We start from the raw sequence: 14,682 nt of genomic DNA, 5'->3' as shown, positions 1-14,682 counted from the left end.
CCACCCGAGGGATCCACCATGCAAATGCAATACCAGCTCAAAGCCGGCAGCTACTACCTGTACGACATGCAGGACGCGCCCAGCGCCGTCACCGGCGAGCGGCGTTTCAAGCTGAAAACAGACCTGGTGGCGATTGCATTTGATCTTTTCACTGGCGAAGTGCGCCAGCACGGCAACCCGACGCGCATCCAGTCCTGGGCCAACCACCAGCGCCGGCGCCTGCGCGCTGCCGGCGCCGTGGCCGAGGCCAACGACCTGGTGGTCGTCTCCGGCCCGCTGCCGGTGGATGAGCTCAACAAATGCCTGTGGGTCAGCGGCTACTGCCGGCGCATGTTCAAGCGCCTGGCCAGCCTGCCGCATGGCAAGCTGATTTAGGGCCCAATCTCCAGCTGCGCATCGCACCCCACCCCAGCGCCAATCCAGCGCCGCGCCAAGGCCGCGCGCAGGCGCCCGCCCAGGCCGGCGGACGCATCAGCGACGGCGGCGCAGAGGTAGCGCTGGCCCTCCTCACTCCAGCGCAGCGCCACGCAAGGGCCCTGGCGGCGGCGCGACAGCAGCATCCCCAACGGGCAAGGCTCGGCCAGGCAGCACAGGCCGCAGCCGTTGCAGAGCGCACCCAGCGCCGGTTTGGGCGGCGCCTGTGGGTGCCACAGCACCGGCTGCCAACGGGCGTTTTCTTCAGTCACGGCAGGCAATGACGCTGAGCACGTCGTAATGCGCCGGCAGCCCCTGGGGCTGGCGCAGGCGCTCGTAATCGGCCTGCACGCGCTGCCAGGCCCGGCGCCCGAGCAGGCCGCTGCGCCGCCCGGGCACGGTGTGCGCGCCCGCCGTCTTGATGGCGCGCAGCAGGCTGGCCAAATCGGCGTACCAGGCGCTGTGCTGCGCCCGCGCCTGCCACACCAGGCGCAGGCCGGCCGCCGCCAGCGCCGCCGCCAGCGCCTCAGGGGCGGTAAAGCCCAGGCGGTGCGGGTGCGTGTCGGCCTGGGCAAAAGCCCGGTCGAGCGCGGCAAAAGTGGCCGGCCCGAGGGTGGACAGCGCCAGCGTGCCACCGGGGGCCAGCACGCGCGCCGCCTCCTGCAGCACCCGGCCCAGGTCGCACCACTGCACGGCCATGCTGCTCCAGTACAGGTCGATGCAGGCCGGCGCCAGCGGCAGCGCCTCCAGGTCGGCGCACAGCGGCACCCCGGGCGCGGCGCACGCCAGCATGGCGGGGGCAAAGTCCAGGCGCAGCAACTGCGCCGCCGGGTACGCGGCCTGCAGCAGCTGCGCGCCCTGGCCGGTGCCGCAGCCGGCATCGAGCAGGCGCTGCGGCTGCCAGCCGGGGCGCTGCGCCTGCAGCGCCGCGAGCAGCGCCTGCCCCACCGCGCGCTGCACCGGCGTGGCCGCGTCGTAGCTGCGGGCGGCGCCGTCAAACGCCTGGCGCACCTGCTGTTTCAAAACCACTGCGCTCATGCCAAAAACGCCTCCAGCGCCTGCGCGCACACCGGGGGCGCCGACAGCGGCAGGGCATGGCCCGCACCAACCACGGTCTGGCAGCGCCCCTGCGGCAAAGCCTGGGCCGCAGCCTGGGCGGCAGCTGCGGGCATCAAGGCATCGTGCGCACCATGCAGCAGCAGCGTCGGCTGACCGATGGTTGGCAGCTGCGCGCGCAGATCGGCACTGGCGAGCACTGCCAGGCCATCGGCCAGCACCGGGGCCGGGGCGCTGGCCTGGGAGCGCAGCTGGCGCACCAGGGCCCGCGCCGTGGCCGGGGCCTCGCCCTGGGCGCAGAGCAGGGCAAAACGCGCCTGCAGGGCCGCCGGGTCACGCACCAGTTCGTCGCCAAAGGCGGCCAGCGTGGCCTCGGCCACGCCCGGGTGATCGGGGGCCGCAAGAAAACGTGCCGTGGCCCCGAGCAGCACCAGGCGGCGCACGCGCTGCGGCTGCGTGGCCGCCAGCTGCAGCGCCACCAGCGCCCCGAGCGACCAGCCCAGCAGATCGACGGGGCCAGACGCCGGCAGGCGCTGCGCCACGGCCTGGGCCAGGGCGTCGAGCCGGGGCAGGGCCGGGGCCGGGGCACCGTCGTAGCCGGGCAGCGCCAGGGCCTGCAGGCCCGGGCGCAGCGCCGCCAGCGGCTGCCACACGCCGGGGCCAAAGCACCAGCCGTGCAGGGCGATGCAGGGCGGCGTCATGGCGCCAAGCCCTGCAGCGCCTGCAGCAGGCGTGCCACATCGCCCGCGCTGTGCGCCGCCGAGAGCGAGATGCGCAGGCGCGCGCTGCCCACGGGCACCGTCGGCGGACGGATGGCGGGCACCCACAGGCCCTGGGCCTGCAGCGCCTGCGAGGCCGCCAGCGCCGCCTCGTTGCTGCCCAGCAGCAGCGGCTGGATGGCGGTGTCCGACGGCAGCAGGCGCCACGGGCTGCCGGCCAGCCCGGCGCGCAGCTGGGCGATGCGCGCCTGCAACTGGGCGCGCAGGGCGTCGCCCGCCTGCACCAGGGGCAGGGCCGCAAGCAGCGCGCAGGCCAGGGCCGGCGGGCTGGCGGTGGTGAAGATATAGGGCCGGGCACGCTGCACCAGCCACTGCAGCACGCGCGCATCGCCGGCGACGAAGGCCCCGGCCACGCCGGCGGCCTTGCCCAGGGTGCCGATGTGCACGATGCGCGGATCGGGCGGCAGGCCGGCCTGCGCCAGGCTGCCGGCGCCGCCGGGGCCGAGCACGCCCAGGCCGTGGGCATCGTCGAGTACCAGCCAGGCATCGTGCGCGCACGCCAGCGCGTAGAGCTGGCGCAGCGGGGCAACGTCGCCGTCCATGCTGAACACTGCGTCCGAGACGATCATGGCGCGCCGCCCCCGGTGCTGCTGCAGCAGGCGTTCGAGCGCGGCCATGTCGCCGTGCGGGTAGCGCCAGTCCTGCGCGCGGCCCAGGCGCACGGCGTCGATCAGCGAGGCGTGGTTGAGCTTGTCGTGAAAGACGACGTCGCCGCGTTCGAGCAGCGCCGGCAGCGCCGCCAGATTGGCCAGGTAGCCGCTGGAGAAGAACAGCGCCTGCGCGCGCCCGACGAAGGCTGCCAGGGCCTCTTCCAGCTCGGCCACCGGCTGCAGGTGGCCGCTGACGACGTGCGAGGCGCCGCTGCCCGCACCCCAGCGCTGCGCACCCTCGGCCAGGGCGGCGGCAATCGCCGGGTGGTTGGCCAGGCCCAGATAGTCGTTGCTGGCAAAGGCCAGCAACCGCTGGCCTTGCACCTGCGGCGCCACGCTGCAGGGCGATTGCACCGTGCGCCGCTGGCGCAGCAAGCCCTGCGCCTGCCACTGCGCCAGCTGCGCATCCACGTCGGCCAGAAGCCGGGAAGAAGAATGTTCCATGGGGGCAGCAGTGTATTTAGTGGTACGCCAGCGCCCCCGTATGCACGCGGGAGCTGTAAATATGGCTGAACAGCGCCCCGGCCTTCACGTCGATCTCCTCGGGGGCGTAGATATTGCCGGGTAGATGGGTGTACAGGTGCTTGATGATTTCTTCCTGCATCTGCGCCTGCACCGTGGCCATGCTGCGCAGGCGCTCCAGGGTGTAGCGGCCATCGCGCAGCTTGGGCAGCAGGCTTTGCGCCACGGCCTTGATGGCCTGGCGCTCCTTTGGGTTCAGGCTGGTTTTTTGCAGTAGATCGAACACGGCCAGCTCGGCTTCATCTTCCAGGCCCTCGCGCAGGTAGCGGCGGCCCTCTTCATTGATGTCTTGCCCCAGGCTGGTGAGCTCGTCAATATGCTTTTCGATGACGGATTCGTCCTTGTCCTGGTTGTACTCCTGCACGATGGCTTGATAACGCTCGTACAAATCCACCCGCGTGGGGTTGGCGGCCACCATGGCCGCCAGGCGCTGCTCGATCTTTTCCATCAAATTGAGGGTCGCCACATGCTTGAAAGGCGTCGTCTCAAACTCCGCCCGCAGGCGCTCAAAGTCGATGTTCGACAGGTCATGGCGCACTGCTGGCTCATGCACTGCCGGGCTGTGCGTGGCCACCGCCGTATCCACCACCTCGTACAAATCCTGCAGCAGCTCGCTCACATCGGGCACGGTGCGCGCTTGCTGCAGCTTGCTGTAGATGGCGCTCAGGGCGGTTTCTTCACCCGCCCACTCGGCCAGGCGCGGGTTGGGGAAGAGCCCCCGGTGGCGCTGCTGCACCTCCTGCACCATCACGGTAAAGGTCTTGCGCCGCTGTGCGCTGGCGCACAGCAGATCGGTGGCTTGCAGCAGCAGCTTTTGCTTGTCAAAGCCATCGGCGGCCACCAGTTCGCCCAGAGAGAAGCCCAAGCCCGATAAAAACTGCACCGCCGCCTGCACCGTGTTGGCGTACTCGGCCAGCGCCTCGCTGTCGTCGCGCACCGTGTCGGCCTCGCCCTCGCCCTTGCCGGTGCCTGCGCGGTCGCCCTGGGCAAAGGTGGCCAGCGCCTTGCGCAGGCTTTTGATCATGCCGTTGTAATCAATGATGAGGCCGTGCTTCTTGCCACCACCCACGCGGTTCACGCGGGCAATGGCCTGCATCAGCGTGTGGCCCTGCATGGGCTTGTCCAGGTAGAGCGTGGCCAGGCTTTTTACGTCAAAACCCGTCAGCCACATGGCGCAGACGATGGCGATGCGAAACGGGTGCTCAGGTTTTTTGAACTCTTTTTCCAGACTGCGCTTGACCATTTTTTCGCGGTGCGGCGCGATGTCCAAAGGCTCATCGCGGAAATTGTGCCACTTGGCAAACTCCGCCACCTCGCCCTGCTCTTGCGACACCACCACGCAGCATTCGGTCTGGTGCATCCACTCTACCTGGGCGCGGCGCTGCTTGAGAAGCGCTGTGGGCTGCTTGCCCTGGCTGGCAAACAAGGTTTCTTCGGCCTGCACGGCGGCATCCAACTGGGCGGTTTTCTCCTGCCACTTGGCCACGATCAAATCGTGCATCTTCACGCAGGTAAGCTTGTCCAGGCACACCAGCAGCGCCTTGCCGCCGCCGTTGTCCACCACCTGCCAGCGTTGGTGAAAATGCTCCACCAAATGCGTGGCAATCTGGTTCAGGCGCTTGGGCGCGGTCAGAATGGGGTAGTCGCGCGAAAGCTCGCGGTAAATCTTGTCCTCTTTTTCTTCCGTCCACGGGTCGCTGGCGGTGGCCGCCTGCCGGGCCGCCTCGATGTGCTCAGTGATGCGCCGATTCACTTCGGGATCAATCAGCTTGAGCTTTTCGCCCGCGCTTTCGTAAAACAGCGGCAGCGTGGCGCCATCGGCCACGGCACGCTGAAAGTCGTAAATCGACACATAGTCGCCAAACACCTCGCGCGTGAGCTGCTTCTCGCCGCATTCAATCAGCGGCGTGCCGGTAAAGCCCAAAAACTTGGCCTTGGGCAGGCCCTTGCGCATATTGAGCGCCAGGCGCCCGTACTGGCTGCGGTGCGCCTCGTCGCTGATGACGATGATGTCCTCGCGCTCGGAATAAGGCTGGCGCACCCGCTCGCGGAATTTTTGAATCAGGCCAAACACATAGCGGCGGTTTTGGGCGCTCAGCATCTCACGCAGGGCCACGCCGTTCTTGGCCTGGTCGGTCTTGCTGTTGGCGCGGCCGCAGTGGGTGTAGGTGCTGGCGATTTGCTCGTCGAGCTCGGTGCGGTCGGTCAGCACCACAAAAGTCCACGCGGCCGAAATTTTGCGGTGAATTTTCTCGGTCAAAAACACCATGGAATACGACTTGCCCGAGCCCTGCGTATGCCAGAACACGCCCAACTGCCCGGCGGCCACCTCGGCTTGCGCTTTGGGGTCGGTGCAGGTCAGCCGGTCAATCACCCGATTCACGCCCAGATACTGGTGGTTGCGGGCCACGATTTTGTGCGTGCTGCCCGCGCTGGCGTCGAACAGGGTGAAGTTCTCCACCATGTCCAGCAGGCGCTCTCGGTGCAACATGCCGCGCAGCAAAATCGGCAGCAGCGGCTGGTCTTTGGCAGGTTCTGGCGCATCCTCATCCAGGCGCTTCCAGCGGTAAAAATGCTCTTTGCTGGAGGTGATAGCCCCGTATTGCGCGTCGTGCCCGTTGGAGAGAATCACCAGCGCATTCCAATGAAACAACTGCGGGATGGTGTCCAGATAGTCGCTGTAGTTTTGCTTGTAAGCGTTGTCGATGTGCACGCCAAAGCCCTTGAGCTCAATAAACACCAGCGGCAACCCATTGACAAAGCCCACCACATCGGCGCGGCGCAGCCACAGCTTGCCACGCACCCACAGCTCGCGCACGGCCAGGTAGCGGTTGTTTTTGGGCGCATCAAAGTCGATCAGCCGCAGGCGCTTGTCCACCAGCCGCCCCGCCGCGTCGCGGTATTTCACCGGCACGCCATCGCGCAGCAGTTGGTATTTTTCCTGGTTTTGCGCCACCAGCGATTTGGCAATGTCGCCCTGCACCACCTGCGCCAGTGCGCTTTGGTAGGCCGCCTCGGGCAGGCCGGGGTTCAGGCGCTGCAGCGCGGCCAGCACATCGCGGGTCAAAACCACCTCGGTGTCTGAGGCCCGCCCCAGCAGGCTGCCTGGGCCAAAGCCGCCCTCGTCCAGGGCCAACACCGTCTCCCAGCCCAGCTCTTTGTGCAGCAATTGCGCCGTGGAGGCTTGGATGAGTTGGTCTTCGGAGTAGTCTTTGCGACTCATACAGCCACCTCCTCGGGCAAGGCAATACCGGAAACATCCAATTGGCCGGACATGAGTTTGGGTAAAAGCAGGTCGCGGGCTTGGGTGAGTTGGCGGTTTTGAGAATCAAGATTTTCTATTTGAGCATCTATTTCCGCTGCGATTTGATTAAATTTTTCTGCAATTTCAGCACTTGGCTGCAGGATGATTTGACCAAAAAGCTCTTTTTTTCCAACTGAGGCAAAAATTGCGCCACCACCAATCATGTCTTCTTCAAAAAACAAAATGCTCAATTGATAAAAAAGCAAAGATTGATGACCCGAGCAGCTACGCATTGCAGACAAGCCGCGCCCAATGGCTATTTTGTCACGTGTGATATTAAGGCGACCAACTGGCGCCCGAACACTGCACAAAATGTCGTCAACTTCAGCAATTCGCGTTGCTTGTCGTGTGTGAGTTTTGTGGCTTATATAACGATTACCAAAATCTGTTACACCCTGATGGAAAGGCAAACCATCACCATCAGTGTTGTAGTGTTTTGATTCCGGACTTTGCCCCATTGTGATTTCTGCGACTTCGCTAAGGGGTAGTTTTTCCCACCCCTGCGGCACCCCATCCTTGACCGCCACCTGCTCATGCCCCGGAAAGCGCAGATGCACAAACCATTCGCGGTAGAGGCGGCGGGCGGCCTCTTCCAGCAAGGCAATACGGCGCTGGTTGGTGGCGATAAGGTCGTCGTAGGAATCTAGTACCCACGCAATTACCTGCTGTTCGCTTAGTTCTGGTACTTTCAAGCGAACTTTTTTGATTCGCTCTGGTGCTGTGTGCTTAACCTTGGCCCCTGTTGCTGATGCCCGAATTTGTGCTCGCACCTCTGCATTATTGAATACCCAATACAGAAACCGTTTGTCTAGCAACGTCGAGTCAGTGATCTGAATAAGCCCCAAACGTTGATTGTGCAGATACCTCCCTTCTGCTGGAATCCGCGCCGCGCTACCAAGCAGGCCTTCTCCCTGCTCAGTCATTGCCACAATCAGATCGCCGTCTGTAAGCAGGTACTCCTCTGGAAAGTCGGCATGATAGAAACGCTCTTTTCCATCTCGGACACGAAACCCTCCTTTTTCAAGAAAATTTCCTGGCGTGAGAACCATGTACTCACCAGCCGCAGTGAAGTATTCACCCTTGAAGGCAAAACCATGCTTCACATGAATGCCATCCCCAAGCTGAACCTCTCGCCAACTCATCCCGCCACCTCTTCCAAATTCCCCGCAATCCACGCCTTCATTCCCCACCTCCCTCGCCACCTTCAAGCCGCATCAGCAGCCGATCAAAATCGCTGACAAACAAGCGGTCCTGCACGATGCGGTATTTCTCAAACTCGGTTTCAGCATGCAATTTGGCCTGTTCGTGTGAAATTTTGCCCGGGCCGGAGAGGATTTCGCTACCGTTGAACTCCAGAAATCCATCCAGCCTTTTTGCCCAATCCTGCATGGACATGGGAATTTTGCGCACCGCCTGCAACTCGGCAAAATCCAGATAAATGCTGACGATGCGTTGCAGGTAATCCAGCTCTTGCGTATCCAGATAGTTCTTTGCCACCAACACATCGGATTTGACGATTTTTCCGTGGGGTGCGGCTTCCCAGTTTGTCAGCCCCATGTGTGTTTTCTCGGCATCGGCCCGCGCCACAATGACTTCTGCTGCGGTGTGCCGATGTACGGCCCAATGCAGCTTGTTTTGCACCATGGCGAAGAATGCTCGCGTGGTTGGCGCACTGGCGTCGTAATCGAAGGCGGTGGCGTACAAATCCGTCACCTTTTGGTAGAACTTGCGCTCGGATAGGCGAATCTCGCGGATGTATTCGAGCTGCCGGTCAAAGTATGCGTCGCTGAACAGGTGGCCTTTTTTCAGGCGTTCCACATCCATCGTCCAGCCCTGGATGGTGTAGTCCTTGACGATCTGCCCCGCCCACTTGCGAAATTGCACGGCGCGTTCGTTATTGACCTTGAAGCCCACCGCGATGATGGCTTGCAGGTTGTAGTGCTCGACCTCGCGCTGGACGGTTCGGCTGCCTTCGGATTGAACGATTAAGTATTTCTTAATGGTTGCCGCTGGCTCCAGCTCTGCGTCCGCAAAGATGCGTTTGAGGTGCTGGTTGATGGCCGACACCGTCACGTCGTACAAGGCAGACATCATTTTTTGGGTGAGCCAGATGTTCTCGTCCTCGTAACGCATTTCCACCGACTGCGGGTTGTCGCCCGTGGCGGCAATGAAGGTGAGGTATTCCGCTGCCGAGGAGCGCAGCAGATCGGCGGCGGGTTTGCGGGTCGGGTGGTTTGGGGGGGGGGTGCTCATCCCACCAACTCCTGCAAATTCCCCGCAATCCGCGCCGCCAGCTCGGCGGCTTTGTCATTGAGCTCCGCCAGCTCCTCGTGAATCGCCCGCAGGGTTTCGGCAAAGTCCTCCTCGTCGTCGTCTTGCGCCGGGGCTACGCCCACATAGCGGCCGGGGGTGAGTGAGTAGTCGTTGGCGGCGATGTCGTCTTGCGTGACGACTTTGCACAGGCCGGGCACATCGGCGTAATAGCCTTCTGGAAAGCGGCTGTGCAGCCAATGCACCTGGGCGATGAAGTAGGCGGCTTGCTTGAGCGCCTCCAGCACCTCGTCGCGCACCGTGGGGGCTTCGTTTTTCTTCGCATCTGCGGCCAGCAGGACGCGTTTGGCTTCGCGGGCGGCTTTGCCGTCCCAAGCCTTGCTTTGGCGGGCGCGCAGGTTTTTTTCTGCCGCATCCAGCAGTTTGAGCCATTGCTTGTGCCGCGCCTCCAGGGTTTTGCTGGCGGCTTTGAGCTGGGGGCTGAGCTGCTCCAGCGTGGTTTGCAGTGCCACCTGGGCGGCGTGGCGGCTGGCGTCCACCTGGGCAATGGCGCTTTCGGTTTCCTTGCAGGTTTTGAGTAACTTTTCTACTTCAGCGGCGGTGGTGGTTTCGGCCTGGGCCTGGGTCAGTTCGGCTTTGAAGGCATCCCACTGCGCGGCGCTGATGTGCTGCTCGGCCTCGGTGTCGGCGTTGAGTTCTGCCAGCGTGGCAGCCTTCGCAAAGGCGGCCAGCGGCGCGGCCAGGGCCTGCACGGCGGCATGGTCGGCAGCGATGCGTGCGGGCAGGTGCCCCAGCCACTGCCCTACCTGCTGCTGGTAGCGGGCGACCAGGGCGCGGAATTTTTTGTCCTCGCCCCGGTAGAGCCAGACGATGGCCGTGAGGTTGGCCAGTTGCTCCTCGCTGAAGATGTGCGAGCGCGCTGAGACGACGGTATAGACATTGCGGGCGTCGAGCATGAGCACCTGGTCTTGCACATCGGCGGGTTTGCCTTTGTCGAAGAACCACAGGGTGCAGGGCAGGCTGCGGGTGTAGAAAAATTTGTTGCCTATGGCCACCATCACGTCCACATGGCCGGTTTTGACCAGTTGCTCGCGGATGTCGCGGTCTTTGTTGCCCGCGTCGGAGGCGCTGGAGGCCATGACGAAGCCCGCCCGCCCCGTGGCGTTGAGGTAGGCGTAAAAGTACTGTATCCACAGGCTGTTGGCGTTGCTGATGGCGCCGGTTTTGGCGTTGAGCCCGGGCAGGCCAAAGGGCAGGCGGCCACCGTTTTCTACCGTATCGACTTGGCTTTCAACCTTTTTGGTATCGACGCCATCCACGTTGAACGGCGGGTTGGCCATGACGAAGTCGCACTGGCCAATCAGTTTTTCGACCTGGTCGTAAAAGGTGTTGCCCTGGTGGATGTTGCTGGCATCCAGGCCGTGCACCACCAGGTTCATGCGGGCGAGTTTGGTGTTGGTGTCGCTTTTTTCCTGGCCGTGGAAGATGACGGCGTCGTTGGCCACTTTGTTTCGCACGTCTTCGATGAAGTGGCCGGTTTGCACAAACATCCCGGCTGAGCCGCAGGCGGGGTCGAGCACGGTGCCGTGGCTGGGTTCTATGACGTTGACGATCATGCGCACCAGCGAGGGCGGGGTGAAAAACTCGCCGCCTTCCTGTGCGCCGCTCATGGCGAATTTGTTCAGGAAGTATTCGTAAATGCGCCCAAACACATCGCCCGTGGCGGCCTGGATGGCGGGGCGGTCAAAAATTTTCACCAGCTCGGCCAGCAGGTCGGGTTCAAACGCTGCGTAGCCGCGCGGCAGGGCGCCCGCTAAAACGGGGTATTGCGCCTCGATGGCGTCCATGGCGGTGTCTATGACTTCGCCCACCTGCGCGCCCTGGGGCAGGCTGGCGATGCGGTCAAAGCGGGCGGCTTCGGGCAGGTAGATGGCGGCTTTGCCGGTAAAGCCCAGACGGATGAGGTTTTCGCGCTGCGCGGCGGGTACTTGCGCGGGGATGCCGGCCTGGATTTGCGGCAGGTAGGCTTTGAAGCGGTTGTCGGCATGGCGCAGAAAAATCAGCCCCAGCACGGGCATGGAGTATTCGGCGGCGGTGAGTTTGGAATTGGCGCGCAACTGGTCGGCGGCGTCCCACAGTTCGTTTTCGAGTTGTTGGATGTTCATGGGCTGTGTGCTTGGCTTGACTTGGCTTGGCTTGGCTTGGCTTGGCTTGGCTTGGCTTGGCTTGGCTTGGCGTAGGAAGCACAGCAGCTTACCCGCAGCAGAGGGGGGTGAACAAAACATTCAAAAACAATAGCTGCTTGCGCTTGGTGGGTAAGGGGTTGAGCCCAAAAACACCATGAAAAATGGCCTTTACCTACCGCAAAGGCCGCGCAACGGTGCCGCAGGTTGGTTACGCGGCGTCAAGGATGACAAAAACGGCTGATCTTTGCCATCAAATCGGCCTCTAACCCTTACCCACCAAGCGCAAGCAGCTATGGTTTTTTTTCTTTTTCCAACAACGCCAACCCAAAGAAATAGGGGTCAGACCGCCGATTTTCTTCGTTGTTTGCAGTAACCCACCAACCATCACTACCGCGCCAGCACCGGCGCCAGCGCCACCCCGGTGTGCGTGCCCGCCCGCACCAGGTCTTCCGGCGTGCCCGCCGCCACAATCCGCCCGCCGCCGCTGCCGCCTTCCGGCCCCAGGTCAAGCACCCAGTCGGCCTCGGCGATCACGTCCAGGTCGTGTTCGATGACGACCACGCTGTGGCCGCCATCGACCAGGCGGTGCAGCACGGCGATCAGCTTGTGCACGTCGGCCATGTGCAGGCCCACGGTGGGCTCGTCGAGCACGTACAGCGTGTGCGGCGCTTTTTGCCCACGTCGCCCGACGTCGTCGCGCACCTTGGTCAGTTCCGTCACCAGCTTGATGCGCTGGGCCTCGCCGCCGCTGAGCGTGGGGCTGGGCTGGCCGAGCGTCAGATACCCCAGGCCCACATCCTGCAAGAGCTGCAGCGGGTGGGCGATGCTGGGCATGGAGGCGAAGAATTCCACCGCTTCATCCACCGGCATTTGCAGCACCTGGCCGATGTTTTTGCCGCGCCAGGTGACGGCCAGCGTCTCGGGGTTGAAGCGCGCGCCGTGGCAGACCTCACAAGGCACTTTCACGTCGGGCAGAAAGCTCATGGCCACGGTGCGCATCCCTTGGCCCTCGCAGCCGGGGCAGCGACCGGCGCCGGTGTTGAAGGAGAAGCGCCCCGGCGCGTAGCCGCGTGCCTTGGCTTCCAGCGTTTCGGCGTAGAGCTTGCGGATGGTGTCCCAGAAACCGATGTAGGTGGCGGGGCAGGAGCGTGGGGTTTTGCCGATCGGCGTTTGATCGACTTCGAGCACGCGGTCCAGCGTCTCAAAGCCGGACAGGCCCGTGCAGCCGACCAGCGCCGGAGCGTGGCCCGCGTCCATCGCCGCGCGCCCGGCCTGGGTCTGGCGCTGGGCCACCCAGGCCGCGACGTTGGCGAGCAGCACATCACGCGCCAGCGTGGATTTGCCCGAGCCGGACACGCCGGTGACGGCCACCAGGCGCGACAGCGGCACGCGGGCGGTGACGTGTTGCAGGTTGTGCAGCTGTGCACCGTGGACGGTGAGCCAGGCGAGGGGGGCCGCCCCCTCTCCCCCAGCCCCTCCCCCGCCGGGGGGGAGGGGGGTAAGAGGCAGGGCGACGGCGGTGGCTTCGCCCCCTCTCCCCTCGCGGGAGAGGGCTGGGGAGAGGGGGGGCGCAGGCATGGCGCCCGTGGCGCAAGCCCCCTCTCCCCCAGCCCCTCCCCCGCCGGAGGGGAGGGGGGTAAGAGGCAGGGCGACGGCGGTTTCGCTCCCTCTCCCCTCGCGGGAGAGGGCTGGGTAGAGGGGGGGCGCAGGCATGGCGCCCGTGGCGCAAGCCCCCTCTCCCCCAGCCCCTCCCCCGCCGGGGGGGAGGGGGGCAGGAGGCAGGGCGACGGCGGTTTCGCTCCCTCTCCCCTCGCGGGAGAGGGTGGGGGAGAGGGGGCCCACCGCCCGCCGCGCCTGCAGCGGATGGCGCATGGCGTGCAGCAGGTAGCGGCCGGTTTGCGAATCGGCTGCGGCCTGCAGGTCGGCCACGCTGCCCTGCGCCACCAGCCGCCCGCCGCGCTGGCCGGCGCTGGGGCCGATGTCGATGATGTGGTCGGCACGGCGGATGGTGTCCTCGTCGTGCTCGACGACGACCAGGGTGTTGCCTTTGTCACCCAGCTTGTGCAGGGCGTTGAGCAAGATGTGGTTATCGCGCGCGTGCAGGCCGATGGTGGGCTCGTCGAGCACATAGCACACGCCCTGCAGGTTGCTGCCCAGCTGCGCCGCCAGGCGGATGCGCTGCGCCTCGCCGCCCGAGAGCGTGGGCGCGCCCCGGTCGAGGGTGAGGTAGGACAGGCCGACTTCCTCCAGAAACTCCAGCCGACTGGCGATCTCGGGCAGCAGGTCGCGGGCGATGTCGGCCTCGCGCCCGGTGAGCTGCAGGCCGGCGATCCACTGGCGCAGCGCGGTGACGGAGAGCTGCGCCACCTCGGTGATGCTGCGCCCGGCAAAGCGCACGGCGCGGGCGGTGGCGTTCAGGCGCGTGCCCTGGCAGGTCTTGCAGGCGGTGTCTTGCAGGTCTTCGACCTCGGGCTCGGCAAAGCTTTGCTCGCGCCCGCGCTCCTTGTCGTCCTGCACCGAGTCGTCGAGCAGCTTGCGCTGTTCCTTGGTCAGCGCCACGCCCGTGCCCACGCAGTCCGGGCACCAGCCGTGCTTGCTGTTGTAGCTGAACAGGCGCGGGTCGAGCGCGGCGTAGCTGGTGGCGCACTGCGGGCAGGCGCGCAGGGTGGAATAGGCCTGTACCTGGCCGATGCCCGCCGTGCTGCGGCCCTGCTCCATCGCATCTTGCAGGCCGTCCAGCGCGCTCATCACCATGACCACGCCCTTGCCCAGCTGCAGCGCCAGCGCGAGCTTCTCGCGCAGCAGGGCTTCGTGCGCGGGCGAGACGTCGAGGCTGAACACCGGCAGCTCGATGCTGTGCTCCTTGAAGCGATCGATGCGCGGAAAGCCGGTGGAGGGCAGGAATTCGCCATCCACGCGCAGGTGCGTATAGCCCCGGGGCCGCGCCCAGTCGGCCAGCTCGGTATAGACGCCCTTGCGGTGCGTGACCAGGGGCGCGAGCAGCCCGATGTGCTGGCCGCGAAACTGGGTGAGGAGCTGCGCGGCGATGCTGTCGGCGCTTTGCGGCTCAACCTTCGCGTCGTCGTGGATGCAGTGCTGCACGCCGAGCTTGACGTACAACAGGCGCAGGAAGTGCCAGACCTCAGTCGTCGTGCCCACCGTGGATTTGCGCCCGCCGCGCGACAGGCGCTGCTCGATGGCCACCGTGGGCGGTATGCCATAGACCGCGTCCACCTCGGGCCGGCCCGCCGGTTGCACGATGGAGCGGGCGTAGGCGTTGAGCGATTCGAGGTAGCGGCGCTGGCCTTCGTTGAACAGGATGTCAAACGCCAGCGTGGACTTGCCCGAGCCGGAGACGCCGGTGATCACGTTGAACCGCCCGCGCGGGATGGACACCGACAGCGCCTTGAGGTTGTGCTCGCGGGCGTTGACGATTTCTATGGTGTTTTTGGCTTCTGGCGCTTGCGGGGCAAGCGCAAGCAGCTCTTGTTTTGATAGCT

At 64.8% G+C, this 14,682-nt stretch carries 9 protein-coding genes and 1 pseudogene; 1 reads left to right on the top strand and 9 read right to left on the bottom strand.

The window, feature by feature from the left end; translation table 11 throughout:
- Positions 1 to 18 precede the first annotated feature (18 nt).
- A complete protein-coding gene (locus G7045_RS02525) occupies positions 19 to 375 on the top strand; it encodes a hypothetical protein (protein ID WP_166156851.1) in 357 nt (118 codons plus the stop codon).
- On the opposite strand, the gene G7045_RS02520 is transcribed toward G7045_RS02525, so the two are convergent.
- The 9 genes and pseudogenes from G7045_RS02520 to G7045_RS14880 all read right to left on the bottom strand — a co-directional run.
- The gene (locus G7045_RS02520; RefSeq protein WP_166156848.1) at positions 372 to 686 is read right to left on the bottom strand and encodes a hypothetical protein; all 315 of its coding nucleotides are present in this window, start codon (positions 684 to 686) and stop codon (positions 372 to 374) included. The genes G7045_RS02525 and G7045_RS02520 overlap by 4 nt on opposite strands.
- On the bottom strand, positions 679 to 1,452 hold the full coding sequence (locus G7045_RS02515) for a methyltransferase domain-containing protein (RefSeq protein WP_166156845.1): 774 nt from the start codon (positions 1,450 to 1,452) through the stop codon (positions 679 to 681). The genes G7045_RS02520 and G7045_RS02515 overlap by 8 nt, the downstream gene beginning before the upstream one ends.
- Positions 1,449 to 2,171: an alpha/beta fold hydrolase gene (locus G7045_RS02510; protein ID WP_166156842.1), complete on the bottom strand. Its 723-nt coding sequence runs from the start codon at positions 2,169 to 2,171 to the stop codon at positions 1,449 to 1,451. The genes G7045_RS02515 and G7045_RS02510 overlap by 4 nt, the downstream gene beginning before the upstream one ends.
- Complete coding sequence (gene bioF, locus G7045_RS02505) at positions 2,168 to 3,343, bottom strand: 8-amino-7-oxononanoate synthase (RefSeq protein WP_166156839.1); 1,176 nt, start codon at positions 3,341 to 3,343, stop codon at positions 2,168 to 2,170. Before bioF ends, G7045_RS02510 begins: the two co-directional genes overlap by 4 nt.
- 16 nt (positions 3,344 to 3,359) lie before the next feature.
- Positions 3,360 to 6,644, bottom strand: a complete 3,285-nt coding sequence (locus tag G7045_RS02500; RefSeq protein ID WP_166156837.1) for a type I restriction endonuclease subunit R — start codon at positions 6,642 to 6,644, stop codon at positions 3,360 to 3,362.
- Positions 6,641 to 7,867: a restriction endonuclease subunit S gene (locus G7045_RS02495; protein WP_166156834.1), complete on the bottom strand. Its 1,227-nt coding sequence runs from the start codon at positions 7,865 to 7,867 to the stop codon at positions 6,641 to 6,643. Before G7045_RS02495 ends, G7045_RS02500 begins: the two co-directional genes overlap by 4 nt.
- A 37-nt stretch (positions 7,868 to 7,904) precedes the next feature.
- A complete protein-coding gene (locus G7045_RS02490) occupies positions 7,905 to 8,978 on the bottom strand; it encodes a virulence RhuM family protein (protein WP_166156831.1) in 1,074 nt (357 codons plus the stop codon).
- A complete protein-coding gene (locus G7045_RS02485) occupies positions 8,975 to 11,161 on the bottom strand; it encodes a class I SAM-dependent DNA methyltransferase (protein ID WP_166156828.1) in 2,187 nt (728 codons plus the stop codon). The genes G7045_RS02490 and G7045_RS02485 overlap by 4 nt, the downstream gene beginning before the upstream one ends.
- 408 nt (positions 11,162 to 11,569) lie before the next feature.
- Positions 11,570 to 14,629: pseudogene (locus tag G7045_RS14880) on the bottom strand (excinuclease ABC subunit UvrA); the annotation flags it as partial.
- Positions 14,630 to 14,682: the final 53 nt, after the last annotated feature.

The sequence above is a fragment of the Acidovorax sp. HDW3 genome (assembly GCF_011303755.1).
Classification (GTDB): domain Bacteria; phylum Pseudomonadota; class Gammaproteobacteria; order Burkholderiales; family Burkholderiaceae_C; genus Paenacidovorax.
This window is presented reverse-complemented; position numbering and strand designations above follow the sequence as displayed.

Excerpts from the sequence above, each read along its gene's own strand:
- G7045_RS02490 (WP_166156831.1), bottom strand. The coding sequence starts at position 8,978 with ATGAGCACCCCCCCCCCAAACCACCCGACCCGCAAACCCGCCGCCGAT.
- bioF (WP_166156839.1), bottom strand. The coding sequence starts at position 3,343 with ATGGAACATTCTTCTTCCCGGCTTCTGGCCGACGTGGATGCGCAGCTG.
- G7045_RS02515 (WP_166156845.1), bottom strand. The coding sequence starts at position 1,452 with ATGAGCGCAGTGGTTTTGAAACAGCAGGTGCGCCAGGCGTTTGACGGC.
- G7045_RS02500 (WP_166156837.1), bottom strand. The coding sequence starts at position 6,644 with ATGAGTCGCAAAGACTACTCCGAAGACCAACTCATCCAAGCCTCCACG.
- G7045_RS02510 (WP_166156842.1), bottom strand. The coding sequence starts at position 2,171 with ATGACGCCGCCCTGCATCGCCCTGCACGGCTGGTGCTTTGGCCCCGGC.
- G7045_RS02495 (WP_166156834.1), bottom strand. The coding sequence starts at position 7,867 with ATGAGTTGGCGAGAGGTTCAGCTTGGGGATGGCATTCATGTGAAGCAT.
- G7045_RS02485 (WP_166156828.1), bottom strand. The coding sequence starts at position 11,161 with ATGAACATCCAACAACTCGAAAACGAACTGTGGGACGCCGCCGACCAG.
- G7045_RS02525 (WP_166156851.1), top strand. The coding sequence starts at position 19 with ATGCAAATGCAATACCAGCTCAAAGCCGGCAGCTACTACCTGTACGAC.